Here is a 17,223-nt window from a genome sequence, read left to right on the forward strand (position 1 = left end):
GCGAGACCTTCCCGCAGCGAGTCCAATGAGCGATCTGGGTACGGCGGACCAGGTACTGCGGCTGCTGCTCGACGGGCAACCGCGGACTCGGGCCGAGCTGATCGAGCTCAGCGGTCTGGCGCGGTCCACGGTGACCGGCCGGATCGAGGAGTTGCTCGCCGCCGGGCTCGTCGTACCGTCCGGGGAAGCGGCGTCGACCGGGGGCCGGCCGCCCGCGCGCTTCCGGTTCAACCCGACCGCGAGGCTCGTACTGGCCGCGGACATCGGCGCGACGCACCTTTCGGTCGCCCTCACCGACCTGACCGGCGAGATCCTGCACCGCTCGACGACACCCCTGAAGATCGCCGAGGGACCGGAGATCGTGCTCGCCGCCGTCGCGCGCGCCGGACTCGCGCTGCTCCGGGAGGCCGGCCGCTCCCCCGCCGACCTGGCCGGCACCGGCGTCGGGCTGCCCGGTCCGGTCGAGCACAGCACCGGACGGCCGAACCATCCGCCGATCATGCCCGGCTGGGACTCGTACGACGTCGTCGGCCGGCTCGGCCGCGAGCTCCCGGGCCCGGTGCTGGTCGACAACGACGTGAACATCATGGCGCTCGGCGAGCACGCGACGGCGTACCCGGACGTCGACGACCTGTTGTTCGTGAAAGTTGCCACCGGCATCGGTGCGGGCATGATCAGCGGCGGCCGCCTGCACCGCGGCGCCCAGGGCGCGGCCGGCGACATCGGCCACATCCAGATACTCGGCCACACCGAACTCTGCCGCTGCGGCAACACCGGCTGCCTGGAGGCGATCGCCTCGGCGACAGCACTGGCCGCCGGGCTCGAAGGAGCTTCGACCAGCCAGGACATCGTCGACCTGGTGCGGTCCGGCAACACCGAGGCCACCGCGGCCGTTCGACAGGCCGGGCGCGAGATCGGCACCGTACTGGCCGCCGCGGTCAGTCTGCTGAACCCGTCGCTGATCGTGCTCGGCGGTTCGCTGTCCCAGGCCGGCGACAGTCTGCTGGCCGGCATCCGGGAGACCGTCTACGCACGATCGTTGCCCTTGGCCACCACCGGCCTGCAGGTCGTAACCAGCCGCGCCGGCCAGGACGCCGCCCTCCGCGGCGCCGCCATCCTGGTCCAGCAACAGGCACTGGCGACCTGACAGCAGCTCCACCGCTGTGCAGAGCTGGAGTCACGCCCACGCGGTGGCGATCTGCTCGGCTGCCGCGACCAGGCGGTCCAGGAACGCGCCGCCGCGGGCTCGGCCGAAGCCGTTGCGACGACCGTGGTACGCGCCCTGGACGCAGCGGAACTGGGCCCAGCGACGGACGCGGACGGGGTGCAGCTCGGCCGCTTCGGCGAAGATCTCCAGTTCGCGTTGCAGCGGCTTCGCCAGGTCGCCTGAGTCCAGGTGGGAATCGAGATACGGGAGGACGCGCGGCAGGAGCAGCGTCGCGCCGTCGTACGCCGGGTCGCCGACGTACCCCTTCGGGTCGACGGCCAGCCAGGGCTCGCGGTCGGCGCGGAGGATGTTGCGAGCATGGAAGTCACCGTGCACGACGAGCTCCGGCTGCTCACGACCGAGCTCGTCGACCACGTTGAGCGCAGCATCCACCACCCGCGCCGGCAGTGCCTCCGGAAAGTCGGCCGCGCCCGACCGTACCTCGTCGTACCACTCGTCGGCGCGGGCGCAGAGCCGAGGCAAGTGATCCGGTGCGGCAATGCTCAGGCGCTTGCTCAGCTCCCCCGCTACCGCCGGGATCGCGTCGTTGTCAGGGAGGCCGATCAACTGTTCCGGGTGCGCCCGCTCGAGCAGCAGGGCGTAGCGCTCGTCGTCGCGTTGGTGGAGTCGTACGGCGCCGCGCCCGCCCCAGGCCTCGAAGGCGTCGGCCTCGTAGTCGTTGCCCGGGTGCGGGAACGAGATCTTCACCACCCGGTCGCCCTCGACCGGGATGACGACGCCGACCTCGCCGTGCATCGTGTCGCCGGTCGGCTCGACGTTCCAGCTGCTCAACACCGTGTCCGCGATCGACGGCAGCTCGTCCAGCCACGCGCGGCCGCGATCGCCTTCGCGGGCGATGGTGGACTCGGCGAACTTCGCCGGGATCATCCCCACCGCTCCGACTTCGCGGAGCGGGAGACCAGGCTGAACAGCATGTCCCTCGGTGTCATCTCGCCTGCGACCACCTTGGTGACGTGCTCGGCGATCGGCATCTCCACGTCGTGGTGGTGCGCCAGCTCGCTGACCGACGCACACGACTTCACGCCCTCGGCGACCTGCCGGGTGCCGCCGGCGATCTCGGCGACCGTCAGGCCCTGACCGAGCTTCTCGCCGAAGGTCCGGTTCCGCGACAGCGGTGACGAGCAGGTCGCGACCAGGTCCCCGAGACCGGCCAGGCCCGCGAACGTGTGCTCGTCCGCGCCCAGCGCCGTCCCCAGGCGGGCGATCTCGGCCAGGCCGCGGGTGATGACCGAGGCGCGGGCGTTGTCGCCGAAGCCGAGGCCGACGGCCATCCCGACGGCGAGCGCGATCACGTTCTTGCAGGCACCGCCGAGCTCACAGCCGACCACGTCGTTGTTCGTGTACGGGCGGAACGTCGGCGAGTGGCACAACTTCTGCAACCGCGCCGCGGTGCCCTCGTCCGCGCACGCGACGACCGACGCGGCCGGTTGTCCCTCCGCGATCTCCCGGGCCAGGTTCGGACCCGAGACGACCGCGATCCGCTCCGGGCCGGCGCCGGTGAGCTCGGCGATCACCTCACTCATCCGCTTCGTCGTCCCGAGCTCGACGCCTTTCATCAGGCTGACCAGGGGTACGGCGTTCGGCAGTACGCCGGCCCAGTCGGTCAGGTTCTCGCGCAACGACTGCGATGGGACCGCGAGCACAATGGCTTCGGCGCCGTCGGCGGCTGCGGCCGGATCGTGGGTCGCGGTGATCGCGTCCGGCAACCGCAGTCCCGGAAGGTACTCGGCGTTCTCGTGCTCGGTGTTGATCGAGGCACACAGCGATTCCCGCCGGCCCCAGACGGACACCTGGTTCCCCGCGTTCGCGAGCACCACCGCGAACGCCGTACCCCAGGAACCGGCGCCGAAGACGGCGACCTTGCTCATGCCTGCTCCTCACGATCGGCATCGTCGGCACGCTCGGCCTTGCGGGCCTTGCGGAGGTCGTAGAGCTCCTTGGGCGGGGTCTCGCCGCGCAGTTCACCCAGGGTCTCGGCGACCCGGGCCATGATCACCTCGGTTGCCTCGTGCAACAGCTCGTTGGTCAGCGGCTTGCCCTCGAACGCGCTCAGGTCGACCGGTGCCCCGGCCCGCACCTGCAGGGTCTTACGCGGCAGCAGCCGGAATCGGATCTTGCCGGTGTAGGACTGGATGATCTCCTGGGCGCCCCAGTTCGCGATCGGGATCACCGGGCAGCCGGTCATCAACGCGATCCGGGCGGCGCCGGTCTTCCCCGTCATCGGCCACATCCCGGGGTCTCGGGTGATCGTGCCCTCCGGGTAAACGCCTACACACTCACCGCGTTCGACCGCCGCCACCGCGTCCCGGAACGCGTCCGCGGCCTGGGTGGAGCCGCGGTGCACCGGGATCTGCCCGGCACTGGTGATGATCGTGCCGAGCACCGGGATCTTGAACAGCGAGGCCTTCCCCAGGTACCGCGGGATCCGCCGGCACTCCCAGAGGTAATACCCGAGCACCACCGGGTCGAAGTGCGAGATGTGGTTCGGCACGAACACCACACCACCGGAGCGGGGCATGTTCTCCCGGCCGGTGAACCGGCACTTGGTGAACACGATCATGAACGGCTTGACGATCGCGACGATCAGCCCGAACCAGAAGCCGCGCGGCGGCCGTGGGTCACTGCGCCGGCTGTCCACTACTGCCTCCTGGTGCTCGTCCCGACCATCCGTCATGGGAGAATCCTGCCTGATGGCAGACCTACAGGTCGCTCCCTGGACCCTGGCGATCCCGGTGAAGCGTACGGCGATTGCGAAGAGCCGGCTCGCCCCGGCCTACCCTCAGCACCGTCCCGAACTCGCCCGCGCCTTCGCCGTCGACACTACTGCGGCCGCGCTCGCCTCTCCCCTGGTGCATGCCGTCCTGGTCGTCACCGACGACCCGCTGGTCGCCGCGGACGTCACCGCCGCGGGCGCCCGGGTGGTCCCGGACCTCCCGGCCGCCGGACTCAACGAAGCCTTGCTGCATGGCGCGACTGTGGCCGCGGCCGAATTCCCGGGCCACGGTGTCGCGGCCCTGTCCGCGGACCTTCCCGCACTCCGCCCGGCCGAGCTGACCGCGGTACTCGCGGCCTGCACATCCCCGCGATCCTTCGTCGTCGATCTCCCCGGCACCGGTACGACGCTGCTCGCGGCGGCTCCCGGTGTGGCCCTGGATCCCCGCTTCGGCGTGGGTTCCGCCCTGGCCCACCAGGCGTCCGGCGCGCTCCCGATCGAGCTGACCGGCATCGAGTCGGTACGTCGTGATGTCGACACCGCGGCGGATCTGGCGCACGCCGTCCAACTCGGCGTGGGACCGGCGACCGCGGACGTGATGTCGCTGGTTCTCGGTGCCGCGACCGGGACCGAGGGTCTAGCCTGCTGACATGCAGGCAACCGTGAGCGCCTACGACAGCGAAACGTTCTCCGGCGCGGTGCTGACCGATACCGGGATCGTGCTCCCGTTCACCGTGCACGCGGTCGCCGACACCCCGGTGCGGCATCTGCGGGTAGGCCAACGAGTGCGCATCGAGACCGCCGGGTCCGGCGCCGCGACCACCGTCACGAAGGTCGAGTTCGGCACCCAGTTGTAGACGGTTGCCGTCGGCACCCCGGTCACCGGTCGCGGCAGACAACGGCGAAGGCCGGTCATCCCCTGGAGTGGGGTGACCGGCCTTCGCTGTACTACTGGTGACTGCTGGTGCCGCAGTGCGTGAAGATCAGCGAGCGGTACGCTTCGCCGCGGTCTTCTTGGCGGGGGCCTTCTTGGCCGGCGCCTTCTTCGCAACAACCTTCTTGGCCGGGGCCTTCTTGGCAACGGTCTTGGCCGGAGCCTTCTTGGCAACGGTCTTCGCCGGCGCCTTCTTGGCGACCGTCTTGGCCGGGGCCTTCTTGGCGACCGTCTTCTTCGCGGCGGCGGTCTTGGTGGCAGCGGCCTTGGCCGGCGCGGCCTTCTTCGCCGGGGCAGCCGCCTTGGTGGCGGTCGCGGCCGGCTTCGGGACGACCAGCTTCGGCAGCTTCTTGGCACCGGAGACAACGGCCTTCAGCTCCGCACCCGCGCGGAACTTCGGAACCACGGTCTTCTTGGCACGCTTGGTCTCACCGGTCCGCGGGTTGCGCACGATGCGCGCCCCACGCTCGATGGCCTCGAAGGCACCGAAACCGGTGATGGCGACCTTGCCGCCCTTCTTGGTCAGCTCGCGCTCTACGGTGTCGATCACCGATTCCAGCGCGTGCTGGGCCTGGCGGCGGTTTCCGTCGAAGTGCACTGCGAGCGCTTCGACCAACTGGCTCTTGTTCACTGCTTCCCTCCGTGAACTAGGCGTCGAGCACAGCGCTCGATCTCACAGGAACGTTATGGACTCAACACGCCGTTCACAAACACCAACGCGGCAATTCGGCCTTGTTTTGGGCGATTCGGGCCACAATTTCGCCCGTTTCGGCCCTGGAGAGCCCTTTTCAGAGCCATCCGCGGCGTTTGAAGATCTGGTGCAGACCTCCACACACCAAGGCCATCAGGCCGATCGCGAACGGGTATCCGTACTGCCAGTGCAGCTCCGGCATCTTGTCGAAGTTCATCCCGTAGACCGTCCCGATCAGCGTCGGGGCGAACAGGATCGCCGCCCAGGCAGAGATCCGCTTCACCTCTTCGTTCTGCTCGCTGCTGGCGATCGCGAGGCTCTTCATCTCCTCGTTCTGCTGCTGGGCCACCAGGGTCGCGTTCACCGTCAGGATGTCCCGGAGCAGTTCGCGGAAGCCGTCCACCTTCTCCACCACCTCGGTGACGTGGTCGGCCACGTCCCGCAGTGAACGTTGCAGTTCCTCGTCCACGCCGTACTTCTGGAAGCCGCCGCGGAGCTGCTCGAGCATGCCGATCAGCGGCCGGGTGGCGCGCTGGAACTCGATCACCTCACGGGACAGTTCGTAGATGCGCCGCGACACCTTCGGGTCACCGCGGAACACCTCGGTCTCGATCTCGTCGATGTCGTTCTCCAGACCGGCGACCACCGGCGCGTACCCGTCGACGACCTTGTCCATGATCGCGTACAGCACCGCTTCGGCACCGCGGCTGAGGAGTTCGGGGTCGCGCTCGACACGGCGCCGTACCGCTGCCAGGTTGGGCGCTTCGGCATGCCGGACCGTCACCACGAAGTCCGGGCCGACGAAGACGTGCACCTCACCGAACTCGACCTCCTCGGTCGCGTCCCGGTACCGCGCGGCCTTCAGGACCACGAACAGGGTCTCGCCGTAGCGCTCCAGCTTCGGCCGCTGATGGGCCTCGTTCGCGTCCTCGATGGCCAGCTCGTGCAGGTCGAACTCCTCCGCCAGCGAGGCGAGCTCGCGGCGGTCCGGCCGGTACAGGCCGATCCAGGCCAGGCTCTGTGCGGCCGGGCTCTCGATCGCCGTGTGCAAGGCGGAATAGGTGTCCGCCAGCGAACTCGGCGTCGAGACCCGGCGCCCGCCACAGTAGATCGCGCTGTCGACGACGCTGTGCCCGTTGGGCAACTGCTGGTCGCGCGACGGCTTCTCGGCCGGCTCGAGCGGTGCAGGGGCCGCGGTGGCGGCGTGCTTGCGGGCGGCGGCGCGCAGTGACGGGGTGCGGCTGAACGCACGGATCGTGCGAAGGCGCAGGTCGGACATGTGTCCTCCAGGTGCGGTGGCAACAAGTGAAAGAGGGGCGCACGTCTGCCCGACCCGCAACTACTGGAGGAGAAAACTGAGAGCGGTCAGCTCCTCGGCGGCCGAGCGAGACCGGTATGTCTGGAGGGCTCGCTGTTCATCAGCGCCTCACCTCCTTGGTCTCGCAAGCCTTGTACTGACACGTCCTTCGGGGACGATGCCAGGGTAACACCAGAGTTATCGCCGCCGGTCCTCCGAACGTTACGGCGGCGACCACTCTGTGCATGCTTCTGGCGGAGATTCAGGCCTTCGCCGGAAGGGTTGCCGGCTTGAAGGACGGCCGAGTCGCTTCGTAGGCAGCGATCTCGTCCGCGTGCGACAGCGTGATGCCGACGTCGTCCAGACCGTTCAGCAGCCGGTAGCGCGTGTAGTCGTCGATCTCGAAGGGTGCCGAGACGTCACCGGCCGAGATCGTCTTGTTTTCCAGGTCGACCGTGACCTTCGTGCCCGGGTCGGACTCGACCGCGGCCCACAGCTGCTCCACGACGTCCTGCGTGACCAGGGCCGCGAGCAGCCCGGCCTTGCCCGAGTTGCCGCGGAAGATGTCGCCGAACCGCGACGACACGACTACCCGGAACCCGAAGTCGAGCAGCGCCCAGACCGCGTGCTCACGCGACGATCCGGTGCCGAAGTCCGGTCCCGCGACGAGCACCGAGACGCCGCCGTACTGCGGCTGGTTCAGCACGAACTCGGGATCGTTGCGCCAGGCCGCGAACAGGCCGTCCTCGAAACCGGTCCGGGTGACCCGCTTCAGGTACACGGCCGGGATGATCTGGTCGGTGTCGACGTTGCTCCGGCGCAGCGGGGCCGCCGTACCGATGTGCTGGGTGAAGGCTTCCATGGTTGCGTTGCTCCTCAGACGTTCGCAGGTACGGCGACGGGCGGCAGGTCGGCCGGAGCGGCCAGGGTCCCGGTGACAGCGGTCGCGGCGGCGACCAGCGGGGACACCAGGTGGGTGCGACCGCCCTTGCCCTGGCGACCTTCGAAGTTCCGGTTCGAGGTGGAGGCGCTGCGCTCCCCCGGGGCCAGCGTGTCCGGGTTCATCCCCAGGCACATCGAGCAGCCCGCGCCGCGCCACTCGGCGCCCGCGTCCTTGAAGATCGTGTCCAGGCCCTCGGCCTCGGCCTGCAGCCGGACCCGGCCGGAGCCCGGGACGACGAGCATCCGGGTGCCCTCGGCAACCTTCCGGCCGGCCAGCACGCCGGCGGCGGCCCGCAGGTCTTCGATCCGGCCGTTGGTGCAGGAGCCCAGGAACACCGTGTCCACATGGATCTCGCGCAGCGGCGTACCGGCGGTCAGGCCCATGTACTCCAGGGCGCGCTCGGCAGCGACCTTGTCGTTCTCGTTGTCGAACTCGTCCGGCGACGGCACGTTGGCCGACAGCGGCAGGCCCTGACCCGGGTTGGTGCCCCAGGTGACGAACGGCGCGATCTCCTCGGCGCGGATGACGACCTCGCGGTCGAAGGTCGCGTCCTCGTCGGTCGCGAGGCTCTTCCAGTACTCGACGGCCGCTTCCCAGTCGACGCCCTGCGGGGCGTGCGGCTTGTCCTGCAGGTACGTGAACGTGGTCTCGTCCGGCGCGATCATGCCGGCCTTGGCGCCCCACTCGATCGACATGTTGCAGATCGTCATCCGGGCTTCCATGCTGAGCGCCCGGATCGCCTCGCCGCGGTACTCGACGATGTAGCCCTGGCCGCCGCCGGTGCCGACCTTCGCGATCAGCGCCAGCACCAGGTCCTTGGCCGTGACACCGTCGGGCAGTACGCCGTCGACGGTCACCGCCATCGTCTTCGGACGGGCCTGCATCAGCGTCTGGGTGGCGAGCACGTGCTCGACCTCGCTGGTACCGATGCCGAAGGCAATCGCCCCGAACGCACCGTGGGTCGAGGTGTGGCTGTCACCACACACCACGGTCATGCCGGGCTGGGTCAGGCCGAGCTGCGGGCCGATCACGTGTACGACGCCCTGGTCCGGGTCGCCGAGGGTGTGGATCCGGATGCCGAACTCCTCGGCGTTCTTCCGCAGCGTGTCCACCTGGGTGCGCGACACCGGGTCGGCGATCGGCTTGTCCACGTCGAACGTCGGGACGTTGTGGTCCTCGGTCGCGATCGTCAGGTCGGGACGGCGGACCGTGCGGCCCGCCAGGCGCAGCCCGTCGAAGGCCTGTGGACTGGTCACCTCGTGGACCAGATGGAGGTCGATGTAGAGAAGGTCGGGTTCTCCCTCGGCTTGGCGCACGACATGCGCGTCCCAGACCTTTTCCGACAACGTCCTACCCATCAGACTTTCTCCTTCGGGGTTTGCTGGATCCGCACCGCCACTGGTGCGTCATCGCTCACAGTGCTCTCAATTAGGCTGTAGAAGCGACTTGCGTTCCACGATTCGAGACGGCAATATCGTCTCATGGACAACTCTAGCGGAGTCGGTGTTCTCGACAAAGCAGCCCTCGTACTGTCCGCCCTCGAGTCCGGGCCGGCGACCCTGGCCGGCCTGGTGGCGGCGACGGGCCTGGCCCGTCCGACGGCCCACCGGCTGGCGGTCGCCCTCGAGCACCACCGCCTGGTCGGTCGTGACATGCAGGGACGCTTCGTGCTGGGCCCGCGACTCAGCGAGTTGGCCTCGGCCGCCGGTGAGGACCGACTGCTCGCGACCGCCGGCCCGGTGCTGGCGCGACTGCGGGACATCACCGGTGAATCCGCGCAACTGTTCCGCCGCCAGGGTGAGTACCGCGTGTGTGTCGCCGCCGCCGAGCGCCCGTCCGGCCTCCGCGACACCGTCCCCGTGGGCAGCCAGCTGACCATGGCGGCCGGGTCCGCTGCCCAGATACTGCTTGCCTGGGAGGACCCGGAGCGGATGCACCGCGGCCTCCACAACTCCTCGTTCAACGCGGCCGCACTGGCCGGCGTCCGCCGGCGCGGCTGGGCGCACTCGGTCGGCGAGCGTGAGCAGGGCGTCGCGTCCGTCTCCGCGCCGGTCCGCTCCCCCAGCGGCAAGGTGATCGCGGCGGTGTCGGTCTCCGGCCCGATCGAGCGGCTGTCCCGGCAGCCCGGCCGGATGCACGCGCCCGCCGTGATGGCGGCCGCCGAGCGACTTTCCGAGGCCCTGCGGCGCGCCTCGGAGTAGCGGCGCGCGCCAGGGTGGTTGTCACACGGCGTAACTGAGATCACCATGAGGGTTAACCCCTCAAGGAGGTCGACATGGAGCGTGACTGGCTGACTCTCGGATGGAAGATGCTGCTCGTGCGCGGCGCGATCGGCATCGTGTTCGGCATTCTCGCGATCGCCTGGCCGATCCACACGGCGATCGCGCTGGCGCTGCTGTGGGGCTTCTGGGCCCTCACCGACGGCATCGGTTCGATCGTCCAGGCCTTCCAGCCCGAGTCCCGCGGGAGCCGGATCTGGCTGGTGGCGCTCGGCGTGATCGCGTTGCTGGCGGCCTTCTTCGCGATCACCAGCCCTGGGATGACCGCGGCCACGCTGACCTGGATCCTCGGGATCTGGCTGATCATCCGGGGCATCTTCGAGCTCGCCGGCGCCTTCAGCAGCTGGCAGGTGATGCCGCGCTGGCTGCTGGTGCTGAACGGTCTGTTGTCGTTGCTGATCGGCGTGCTGTTCGCCGCCAAGCCGGGCGCCGGCGCGGTGAGCCTCGCCGTGGTGCTGGGGATCTCGGCCCTGGTCTGGGGCGTCGTGCTGATCGGCGTCGCCCTGTCCGTACGACGCATCACGCCGGGCCCGGCCGAAGCCACCCCGGCACCCGCCTGACGTCTGTCGCTATCCGAGGGCGGTTCCGGTTTCTCTGGTGCGGTCCTTGGCTGCCGTTGCCGGGTCGACGCCGGGGCCGCCCTCGGCGCGCGCCGCCGTACCCGCTCCCGCGACGCCGTCACCGGCCAGCCGCGCCGCCGCCGTGACGTCCGCCTCGCGGGTCGCCTCGGCGGCGGCACCCGGTGCGGCTTCGTTCTCGAGCCGGCCGATCGCGCGCTGGACGTCCTCGCCGATCCGCCGGCCGAGGATGTCGCCGCGCTGCTTGAGCACCGTCTGCGACTCGCGCGACTCGTCCAGCTCCTTCATCGCGACGGCCAGCTGATCGCCGATCACGGACGTGAGCCGTTCGGTCGCCGCCGCCCGTACGGCGGTGTCCGCCTGCTGCAGCACCGGCGAACGGTTGACCAGGATCTCGGCCGTCACCATCGCCTTGTCGAGCCGCTCGGAGGCGTGCACGCGGTCAAGCAGTCGGCCGTCCCCGGTGCCCCGCTGCTCCACCGGATCGACGATGCCGGCGAACGCCCCGACGAGTCGCTCGCGCGGAGTGTCCTGCGCCCAGCCGTTACCACTCCGAAGGCTCCGTGCCACGGCCGGGGAAATCGTCTGCGCGGCCTCCAATTGGTCGACCACATGCGGGTAGTGGAACCGCCCGACCGCTGAGCCGATGGCGTCGGACAGCTGCTGGCCCTGCCGGTCCTGGACCTGGCGCGCGGCACCACGTCCCGCACCGGCGCTGAGCTCACGGGTCAGGCCGAGTCCGAGCTGCTGCACCTTCGACACTTCGCCGCCGGTCGGCCAGCTACGCGTCTTACGCCAGGTCGTGCTGCGACCAAGCCGGTCGAGCCTGAGTCCGTCGCCTTTGTCCTCGCCCCCGCTGACCCCGACGCCGAGGACGCCGCTGCGCAGCTTCTCCGGCGAGAAGTACGGACCGAGCAGCACCCTGCGGTCGTACCGCTCCGGTGGCTTCTCCTGCAGGCGCTCCCGGACCGCGGCCTCCCACTCGTCGACGAACCGTGCCGCTGCCTTCGAGACTGGTTCCTCTGCCACAGGCCGGATTGTGCGGCCACCCGGCAAACGCCGAGACTCGCCCACCCGACGACGCGGTTAACAACCGCAGGACGTGCTCGGAACCAGCTCGTAGTCGAGGACGTGCCGTGCCGCTACCCGGTCGGAGCGATCGAGCAGCAACTCGACGGCGCTCCGCGCGGTGTCCTCGATTGGCTGCCGAACGCTGGCCAACGGCGGGATCGTCACCAAGCACTCGCTGGTGCCGTCGAACCCCATCACCGCAACGTCTTCCGGAACCCGCAGCCCGGCCTCCCAGGCAGCGAACAGCACCCCGAACGCCTGCTCGTCCGTCGAACAGTAGATCGCCCGCGGCGGCCGCCTCTCCCCGAACCACGCCCGTACGGCGTCCCTTGCCGCGAACCGTGACACCGGCGCGGCGACGTACCGGGCCGACGTGCGTGGATGGGCCTTCAGTGCGTTCTCGATACCGCTGCGGTGTTCCGCCGTACCCGGTGATTCCTCGGGGCCCGTGACGATGCCGAGGGTGCGGTAGCCGTGGGACAGCAGGTGCTCGGCCGCGGCCTCGGCGGCGGCGACGTAATCGATGGACAGCGTCGACACGGTCACCCCCTCGGGAACGGGGTGCAGAGCAACGACCGGTACGCCGGCCGCCGCGAACCGCTGGATCGCGGGCTCGACCAGCAACGAGACGAGCACGACACCGTCGACCTTGCGCTCGATGAACGATCCGATGTGCGCCGACTCCTGTTCCGGATCGCCGGACGAGTCACCGATCAGCAGCAGGTGATCGTGCTGCCGCGCGAAGCTCTCCAGGTGCTCGGCGAGCGTGGCGAAGTACGGGTTGCGGATCTGCGGGATCAGCAGACCGAGCGAGTACGTGCGTCCCGCGCTCAGTGCACGGGCGAGGATGTTGGGCCGGTAGTCCAGCTCCGCCGCGGCCTCCAGTACGCGCCGACGGGTCTCCGCCGACACCGGCCGTGGGCCGTTGTTGAAGACGTAGCTGACGACCGCGGTGGACGTTCCGGCCCGCTCCGCGACATCACGCGCGGTCGCCATCGGACTCCCCGTGCGCCCCGCCCGCCGTCACGATGCGCGCCGTGATCTCCTCGGCCACCTGCTCGGCGTCGACCCCGGTGACGATCCGCACGGTGCCCTCGGGATCCGCGGTGAACGTGCTGTGCCCGGCCCGCTCGCCACCGACAGCGATCGTGATCCGGCCAGGCTCCGAGAACGTGAACAGCTCCGGCCGGCTCAGCGTCAGTACGGCGATCGGGTCGTGCGGCACGTTCCACGTCTCGCTCCAGAACGCCCACCACTGCTCGATGTCCGCGCCCAACGCCGCGCCCAAGGCACCCGCGCCCCGGATCCGCTCGAGTCGCGCGGACTCGATCGTCACTTGGCGCGTGATCTCCAGACCGGTGATGGTGGTCGGGATGCCCGCGGTCAGGACGGCCTGCGCCGCGACGTCGTCGGACTTGAAGTTGTGCTCCGACACCTCATCGCCGAACGACCCGCCCATCACCCACAGATGCCGGATCCAGCGCGCCGCCTCGGGTTCGAGCGCCAGCGCGGCAGCGAGGTTGGTCAGCGGTCCGATCGCCGCGACGTCGAGCTCACCAGGTTGCGCTCGCAGTCGTGCGACCAGCCGCTCGGGCGCACTGTCCGCGCTGATCGCCTCGTGGTCGAGGCCGTCGTGCAGCGTGCCCTCGTGGCCGGCCCACCAGACCTCACGCCCCGACACCGGCTCCACAACCCCTGGTACGACGTCCAGTTCGCGGCCGGCGAGGACGCCGTACCGGCGGGCCAGCTGCGCGCGCAGCCGGGTGTCGCCGTACACGGTGTGCACCTCGAGCAGGTCGAGTTCGGGGCTGCCCAGGATCTGGGCGAGCGCCATCGCGTCGTCGACGTCGGAGCCGATGTCGGTGTCCAGAATGATGGATCGCATAGCGGGCATGGAATGCATGGTCTCCCTATTTCAGGCCACTGCTCGAGACGGACTGGACGAAGTACCGCTGGAAGCCGGCGATGACCACCAGCGGGATGACGGTGAGGACGACGGCCCCCGCGAACACGAGACCGTAGTCGGTGAAATTCTGGCCCTGCAGGTTCGAGAGCGCGACCGGACCGAGGACGTGCCGCGCGTCGGTGCCGATCAGCAACGGCCAGACGTACGACTGCCACTGGAACAGGAACAGCATCAGGCCGGCGCCGATCAGCGCGGGTTTGGACAGCGGCAGGTAGATCCAGCGGAAGACGCCGAACCAGCCGAGTCCGTCGAGCCGCCCGGCCTCGACCAGTTCGGCCGGGATGCCGAGGAAGAACTGCCGGAGCAGGAAGATCGCCATCCCGTTGCCGATCCCGGGCAGCACCAGGCCGGTGAACGTGTTGGTCAGCTGCCAGTCCCGGAACATCGACGACAACGGGATCGCGATCGCGTCGAACGGCACCAGGAAACTCAGTACGACGATCCCGAACACCAGCCCGCGGCCGCGGAACTCGAACGCCGCCAGCCCGAACGCCGCGGTCGCGCAGACGGCGAGCCCGATCACGACCGTGGCGGCGCTGACGACGATCGAGTTGAGTGTCGCGCGACCGATGTCACTGCTCAGCAAGGCCGAGTAGTTGGTCAGGGTCGGCCGCAGCTCGAAGAACGTCTGCCACGACAACGGACTGAGGTTCGCGAACGTCTCCGAGCCCGGCCGCAGCGAGTTCGTGACGACCCACAGCAGCGGCAGGAAGAACAGCAGTCCGACGACTCCACCGAGCACCGAGAGGCTGACCCGCTTCACTGGTCACCCCGCAACAACCGGAACTGCCCCGCCACGATCGCGAGCGTCAGTGCGACCAGGATGACGACCTCGGCCTGCGCGACGTGGATGTCGCCGATCGCGTAGGCGCGGGTGTAGACGTCGTACATCAGCAGGTTGCTGTTGCCGTTCGGGCCGCCCTTGGTGAGGATCTGGACCGGCGCGAACACCAGCAGGTTCGACACGGTGTCGGCGACGAGTACGAAGGCGAGTGGCCGCCGTACCAGCGGGAGGATGACCGACACCATCCGGCGCCACGCACCGGCGCCGTCGAGCAGCGCGGCCTCCCGTACTTCGACCGGGACCTCCTGGATTCCCGCGATCAGGAAGAGCATCCAGTACCCGACGCCGATCCACGAGAGCAGCACGATCAGCGACGGCAGCACCTGGCTGGACGACGTGAGGAACGGCTGCGCCGGGAGGCCGAGTCGCTCGAGTACGCCGTTCGCGAGGCCGTCCGGCCGGTAGATGACGCTCCAGATCACGGCCGAGACCGCAGGCGGGGTGGCGATCGGGAGGATCACCAACGTCCGCCAGAGCTTCGAGCCGGCGGCCTTCTGGGTGAACAGGACCGCCAGCAGGAACGAGACGACCACCTGGATCGGGTTGACCAGCACCGTGAAGAGCAGCGTCACGCCGACCGCCTGCCGGAAGTCCTTGTTCGACAGCAGATCGGTGTAATTGCCCAGCCCGGCGAACACCCGCCCGCCGCGCAGCAGGCTCTCGGTGTAGAAGCTCTCGGTCACGGCCGAGATCGCCGGCACGATCCGCAGTACGGCGAGACACACCAGCGCCGGCGCGAGGAAGGCCAGGGCGATCAGCCCCTGCCGCTGCTTCACTTGATCCGCCTCATTTGATCGACTTCCAGGCCTCGTCGAGCTGCCGCGTCGCCTCCTGCAGCCGCGCGTCCGGGTTCGTCCCGTTGCGGATGTCGGCGAACGCCTTGGCCAGCACTTCCTCGAACTGGATGTACCCGACGCTCACCGGCCGCGGCACCGCGGTGTGCTCACTCTCGTACGTCGTGATCGCCGCGGCACCGGCCGTCTTCGCACCGGAGAACGCATCCATCTGCGGGGTGTACTGCTTCTGCGCGGCGAGGTTCGCCGGGATGATCGTCGTCGTACTCGTGGTGGCCAGGTTGCCGGCCGGGTCGAGCGTCGCGAACTCGAGGAACTTCCGCGCCATCCCCTGCTGCTTCGACGCCGGGTTGATGCCGAGCGACCACGAACCGGTCGGCGTGACCGGCTTGCCGCCCTGGAAGTACGGCAGCGGCGCGACGCCCCAGTCGATCTTCGAGCTGCCGAAAATCTTCAGGTCCCACGGGCCGCCGACGAAGAACGCGACGTTGCCGGCCGCGAACACCGGACCGGTCTGGAACCCGCCGATCCCCCGCGGCGACAGTCCGCTCGCGAACGTGGCGCCGTACCACTGCATGGCCTTCTTCCAGCCGTCGGTCTCGATGGCGGGCGTCAGCGCGTCGTCGCCCTTGATCCCGGAGCCGCCGCCGAGCGACTCGGCCAGCGGCTGCAGCTGGTAGTACGCCTCGGGCTGCTCCATGAACAGTCCGTACTTCGTCCCGCCCGCCTGCATCGCCTTGCGGCCGGCCGCCTCGACCTGCTCCCAGGTCCAGCGCTGCTGCGGGTCCGCCGTCGGCGGCGTCACCTTCGCCTTGGCCAGCGCGGTCTTGTTGTAGAAGAGGAACTGCGTCGAGTTCCACATCGGCAACGACCACAGCTTGTCGCGGAAGTGGTTGGTCTTGTACGCCGTCGCGCTCACCGAACTCTTCACGCGGCCGTCGAGGTCACTGAGGTCGGTCAGGAACCCCTTGGCGGCCAGCTGCGAGACCCGCGGCTCGTCGACCGTGTAGACGTCGATCCCGGTGTCCTTCGCAGCCAGCCGCTGCTGCATGGTCGCGTTGAACTGGTCGAACGGGATCTGCGTGTAGGTGACCTTGATCCCCGGGTTCTTCGCCTCGAAGGCCTTGATCACGGGCTGGTAGGTCTCGGTGTTGTCGGTCCCCGCGAACGTGATGGTCCCGGTCTGCGGACCTTGGTCCGCGGCGGCCGGGGCGGCGGAATCCGCCGAACCGCCACAGCCGGCGGCGAGCAGCACGACCGCACCCAGGGCAGCGATCAGCGCGGCGGGACGGGGGAAGAGGTTCCGCGGCACGGCAATCCCCTTTCAACGACGGGCCAGAACGGCCGACGGGAGGTCTAAGCGCGTAGACTCTAAGCGCTTAGACTCGGGTCTGTCCAGCACTCCCCTGTGTGGAACTTCAGTGCCACCCACCGCACCTTTTCTTCCACAAACCCGCTGCCCTCACCCGAAGCGGCCGGCCGCCCCCACGCAGCCCCAGCCCACGCGACCAGCTCCGCACGCACCCCGCACGCGCGCAACCCCCACCCACCCGCGACCGGTTCCCCAGCCGATCCCACCCGCCCCGCACCCACCTCCGGCGCAACGCAACAGCGCCCCCCACCACTCGGTGGGAGGCGCTGATTCTCTGGTAGCCCCGACGGGATTCGAACCCGCGCTACCGCCTTGAGAGGGCGGCGTGCTAGGCCGCTACACAACGGGGCCAGAGGTTTTGTCATCCGGACCTTTCGGCCCGGGCAACGAGGTTGAACTTTACCGATTTTCATCGGTGCGGTCCAATCCGCTGGGGTACTAGGACTCGAACCTAGACTAACTGAACCAGAATCAGACGGGCTGCCAATTACCCCATACCCCAAAGGCATTTCA

Annotated in this window: 18 protein-coding genes and 2 tRNA genes; 5 read left to right on the plus strand and 15 right to left on the minus strand. The window is 69.3% G+C overall.

From position 1 onward, the window contains the following. Window positions 1-25 precede the first annotated feature (25 nt). Window positions 26-1,147, plus strand: a complete 1,122-nt coding sequence (locus tag AC0662_RS33880; RefSeq protein ID WP_478305770.1) for an ROK family transcriptional regulator — start codon at window positions 26-28, stop codon at window positions 1,145-1,147. A gap of 30 nt (window positions 1,148-1,177) precedes the next feature. On the opposite strand, the gene AC0662_RS33885 is transcribed toward AC0662_RS33880, so the two are convergent. From AC0662_RS33885 to AC0662_RS33895, 3 genes are read right to left on the minus strand one after another with little or no spacing between them, the layout of a single operon-like run. Then, a complete protein-coding gene (locus AC0662_RS33885; protein ID WP_478305772.1) occupies window positions 1,178-2,095 on the minus strand; it encodes an aminoglycoside phosphotransferase family protein in 918 nt (305 codons plus the stop codon). Further along, a complete protein-coding gene (locus AC0662_RS33890) occupies window positions 2,092-3,096 on the minus strand; it encodes an NAD(P)H-dependent glycerol-3-phosphate dehydrogenase (RefSeq protein WP_478305774.1) in 1,005 nt (334 codons plus the stop codon). Before AC0662_RS33890 ends, AC0662_RS33885 begins: the two co-directional genes overlap by 4 nt. Next, window positions 3,093-3,902 (minus strand): lysophospholipid acyltransferase family protein, encoded by an 810-nt coding sequence (locus AC0662_RS33895; RefSeq protein ID WP_452201494.1) that lies wholly within the window; start codon window positions 3,900-3,902, stop codon window positions 3,093-3,095. Before AC0662_RS33895 ends, AC0662_RS33890 begins: the two co-directional genes overlap by 4 nt. Before the next feature lie 16 nt (window positions 3,903-3,918). Between AC0662_RS33895 and cofC the strand changes: the two genes are divergently transcribed. Then, window positions 3,919-4,590, plus strand: a complete 672-nt coding sequence (gene cofC, locus AC0662_RS33900; protein ID WP_478305777.1) for a 2-phospho-L-lactate guanylyltransferase — start codon at window positions 3,919-3,921, stop codon at window positions 4,588-4,590. A 1-nt stretch (window position 4,591) separates the two neighbouring features. Further along, complete coding sequence (locus AC0662_RS33905) at window positions 4,592-4,798, plus strand: hypothetical protein (RefSeq protein ID WP_452201498.1); 207 nt, start codon at window positions 4,592-4,594, stop codon at window positions 4,796-4,798. A 126-nt stretch (window positions 4,799-4,924) separates the two neighbouring features. On the opposite strand, the gene AC0662_RS33910 is transcribed toward AC0662_RS33905, so the two are convergent. From AC0662_RS33910 to leuC, 4 genes are all read right to left on the minus strand, one after another. Then, window positions 4,925-5,506: an HU family DNA-binding protein gene (locus AC0662_RS33910; protein ID WP_452201499.1), complete on the minus strand. Its 582-nt coding sequence runs from the start codon at window positions 5,504-5,506 to the stop codon at window positions 4,925-4,927. Window positions 5,507-5,663: 157 nt separating this feature from the next. Continuing rightward, entirely contained in the window at window positions 5,664-6,845 is a 1,182-nt protein-coding gene (gene corA / locus AC0662_RS33915; RefSeq protein WP_478305779.1) for a magnesium/cobalt transporter CorA, read from the minus strand. Between the two features lie 280 nt (window positions 6,846-7,125). Then, window positions 7,126-7,725, minus strand: coding sequence for a 3-isopropylmalate dehydratase small subunit (gene leuD, locus AC0662_RS33920; protein WP_452201503.1), 600 nt, complete (start codon window positions 7,723-7,725; stop codon window positions 7,126-7,128). Window positions 7,726-7,739: 14 nt separating this feature from the next. Beyond that, window positions 7,740-9,164, minus strand: coding sequence for a 3-isopropylmalate dehydratase large subunit (gene leuC, locus AC0662_RS33925; protein ID WP_452201505.1), 1,425 nt, complete (start codon window positions 9,162-9,164; stop codon window positions 7,740-7,742). A 123-nt stretch (window positions 9,165-9,287) separates the two neighbouring features. Between leuC and AC0662_RS33930 the strand changes: the two genes are divergently transcribed. Together AC0662_RS33930 and AC0662_RS33935 are read left to right on the plus strand one after the other, a co-directional pair. Continuing rightward, complete coding sequence (locus tag AC0662_RS33930) at window positions 9,288-10,007, plus strand: IclR family transcriptional regulator (RefSeq protein WP_134124286.1); 720 nt, start codon at window positions 9,288-9,290, stop codon at window positions 10,005-10,007. Between the two features lie 74 nt (window positions 10,008-10,081). Then, a complete protein-coding gene (locus tag AC0662_RS33935; protein WP_478305782.1) occupies window positions 10,082-10,645 on the plus strand; it encodes an HdeD family acid-resistance protein in 564 nt (187 codons plus the stop codon). A gap of 9 nt (window positions 10,646-10,654) precedes the next feature. On the opposite strand, the gene AC0662_RS33940 is transcribed toward AC0662_RS33935, so the two are convergent. The 8 genes from AC0662_RS33940 to AC0662_RS33975 form a co-directional block, all read right to left on the minus strand. Further along, window positions 10,655-11,692 (minus strand): hypothetical protein, encoded by a 1,038-nt coding sequence (locus AC0662_RS33940; protein WP_452201509.1) that lies wholly within the window; start codon window positions 11,690-11,692, stop codon window positions 10,655-10,657. A gap of 57 nt (window positions 11,693-11,749) precedes the next feature. Then, complete coding sequence (locus AC0662_RS33945) at window positions 11,750-12,730, minus strand: LacI family DNA-binding transcriptional regulator (protein WP_452201511.1); 981 nt, start codon at window positions 12,728-12,730, stop codon at window positions 11,750-11,752. Beyond that, a complete protein-coding gene (locus tag AC0662_RS33950) occupies window positions 12,714-13,619 on the minus strand; it encodes a nucleoside hydrolase (protein WP_478305785.1) in 906 nt (301 codons plus the stop codon). The genes AC0662_RS33945 and AC0662_RS33950 overlap by 17 nt, the downstream gene beginning before the upstream one ends. A gap of 25 nt (window positions 13,620-13,644) precedes the next feature. Then, a complete protein-coding gene (locus AC0662_RS33955; RefSeq protein ID WP_452201515.1) occupies window positions 13,645-14,463 on the minus strand; it encodes a carbohydrate ABC transporter permease in 819 nt (272 codons plus the stop codon). Then, window positions 14,460-15,320, minus strand: a complete 861-nt coding sequence (locus AC0662_RS33960; protein WP_478305787.1) for a carbohydrate ABC transporter permease — start codon at window positions 15,318-15,320, stop codon at window positions 14,460-14,462. The genes AC0662_RS33955 and AC0662_RS33960 overlap by 4 nt, the downstream gene beginning before the upstream one ends. Before the next feature lie 10 nt (window positions 15,321-15,330). Further along, on the minus strand, window positions 15,331-16,650 hold the full coding sequence (locus AC0662_RS33965) for a sugar ABC transporter substrate-binding protein (RefSeq protein ID WP_478305789.1): 1,320 nt from the start codon (window positions 16,648-16,650) through the stop codon (window positions 15,331-15,333). Between the two features lie 335 nt (window positions 16,651-16,985). Further along, window positions 16,986-17,061 (minus strand) — tRNA-Glu (locus AC0662_RS33970). Window positions 17,062-17,140: 79 nt separating this feature from the next. Next, a tRNA-Gln gene (locus AC0662_RS33975) sits at window positions 17,141-17,212 on the minus strand. Between the last annotated feature and the right edge of the window lie 11 nt (window positions 17,213-17,223).

The sequence above is a fragment of the Kribbella sp. NPDC043289 genome, assembly GCF_056436705.1.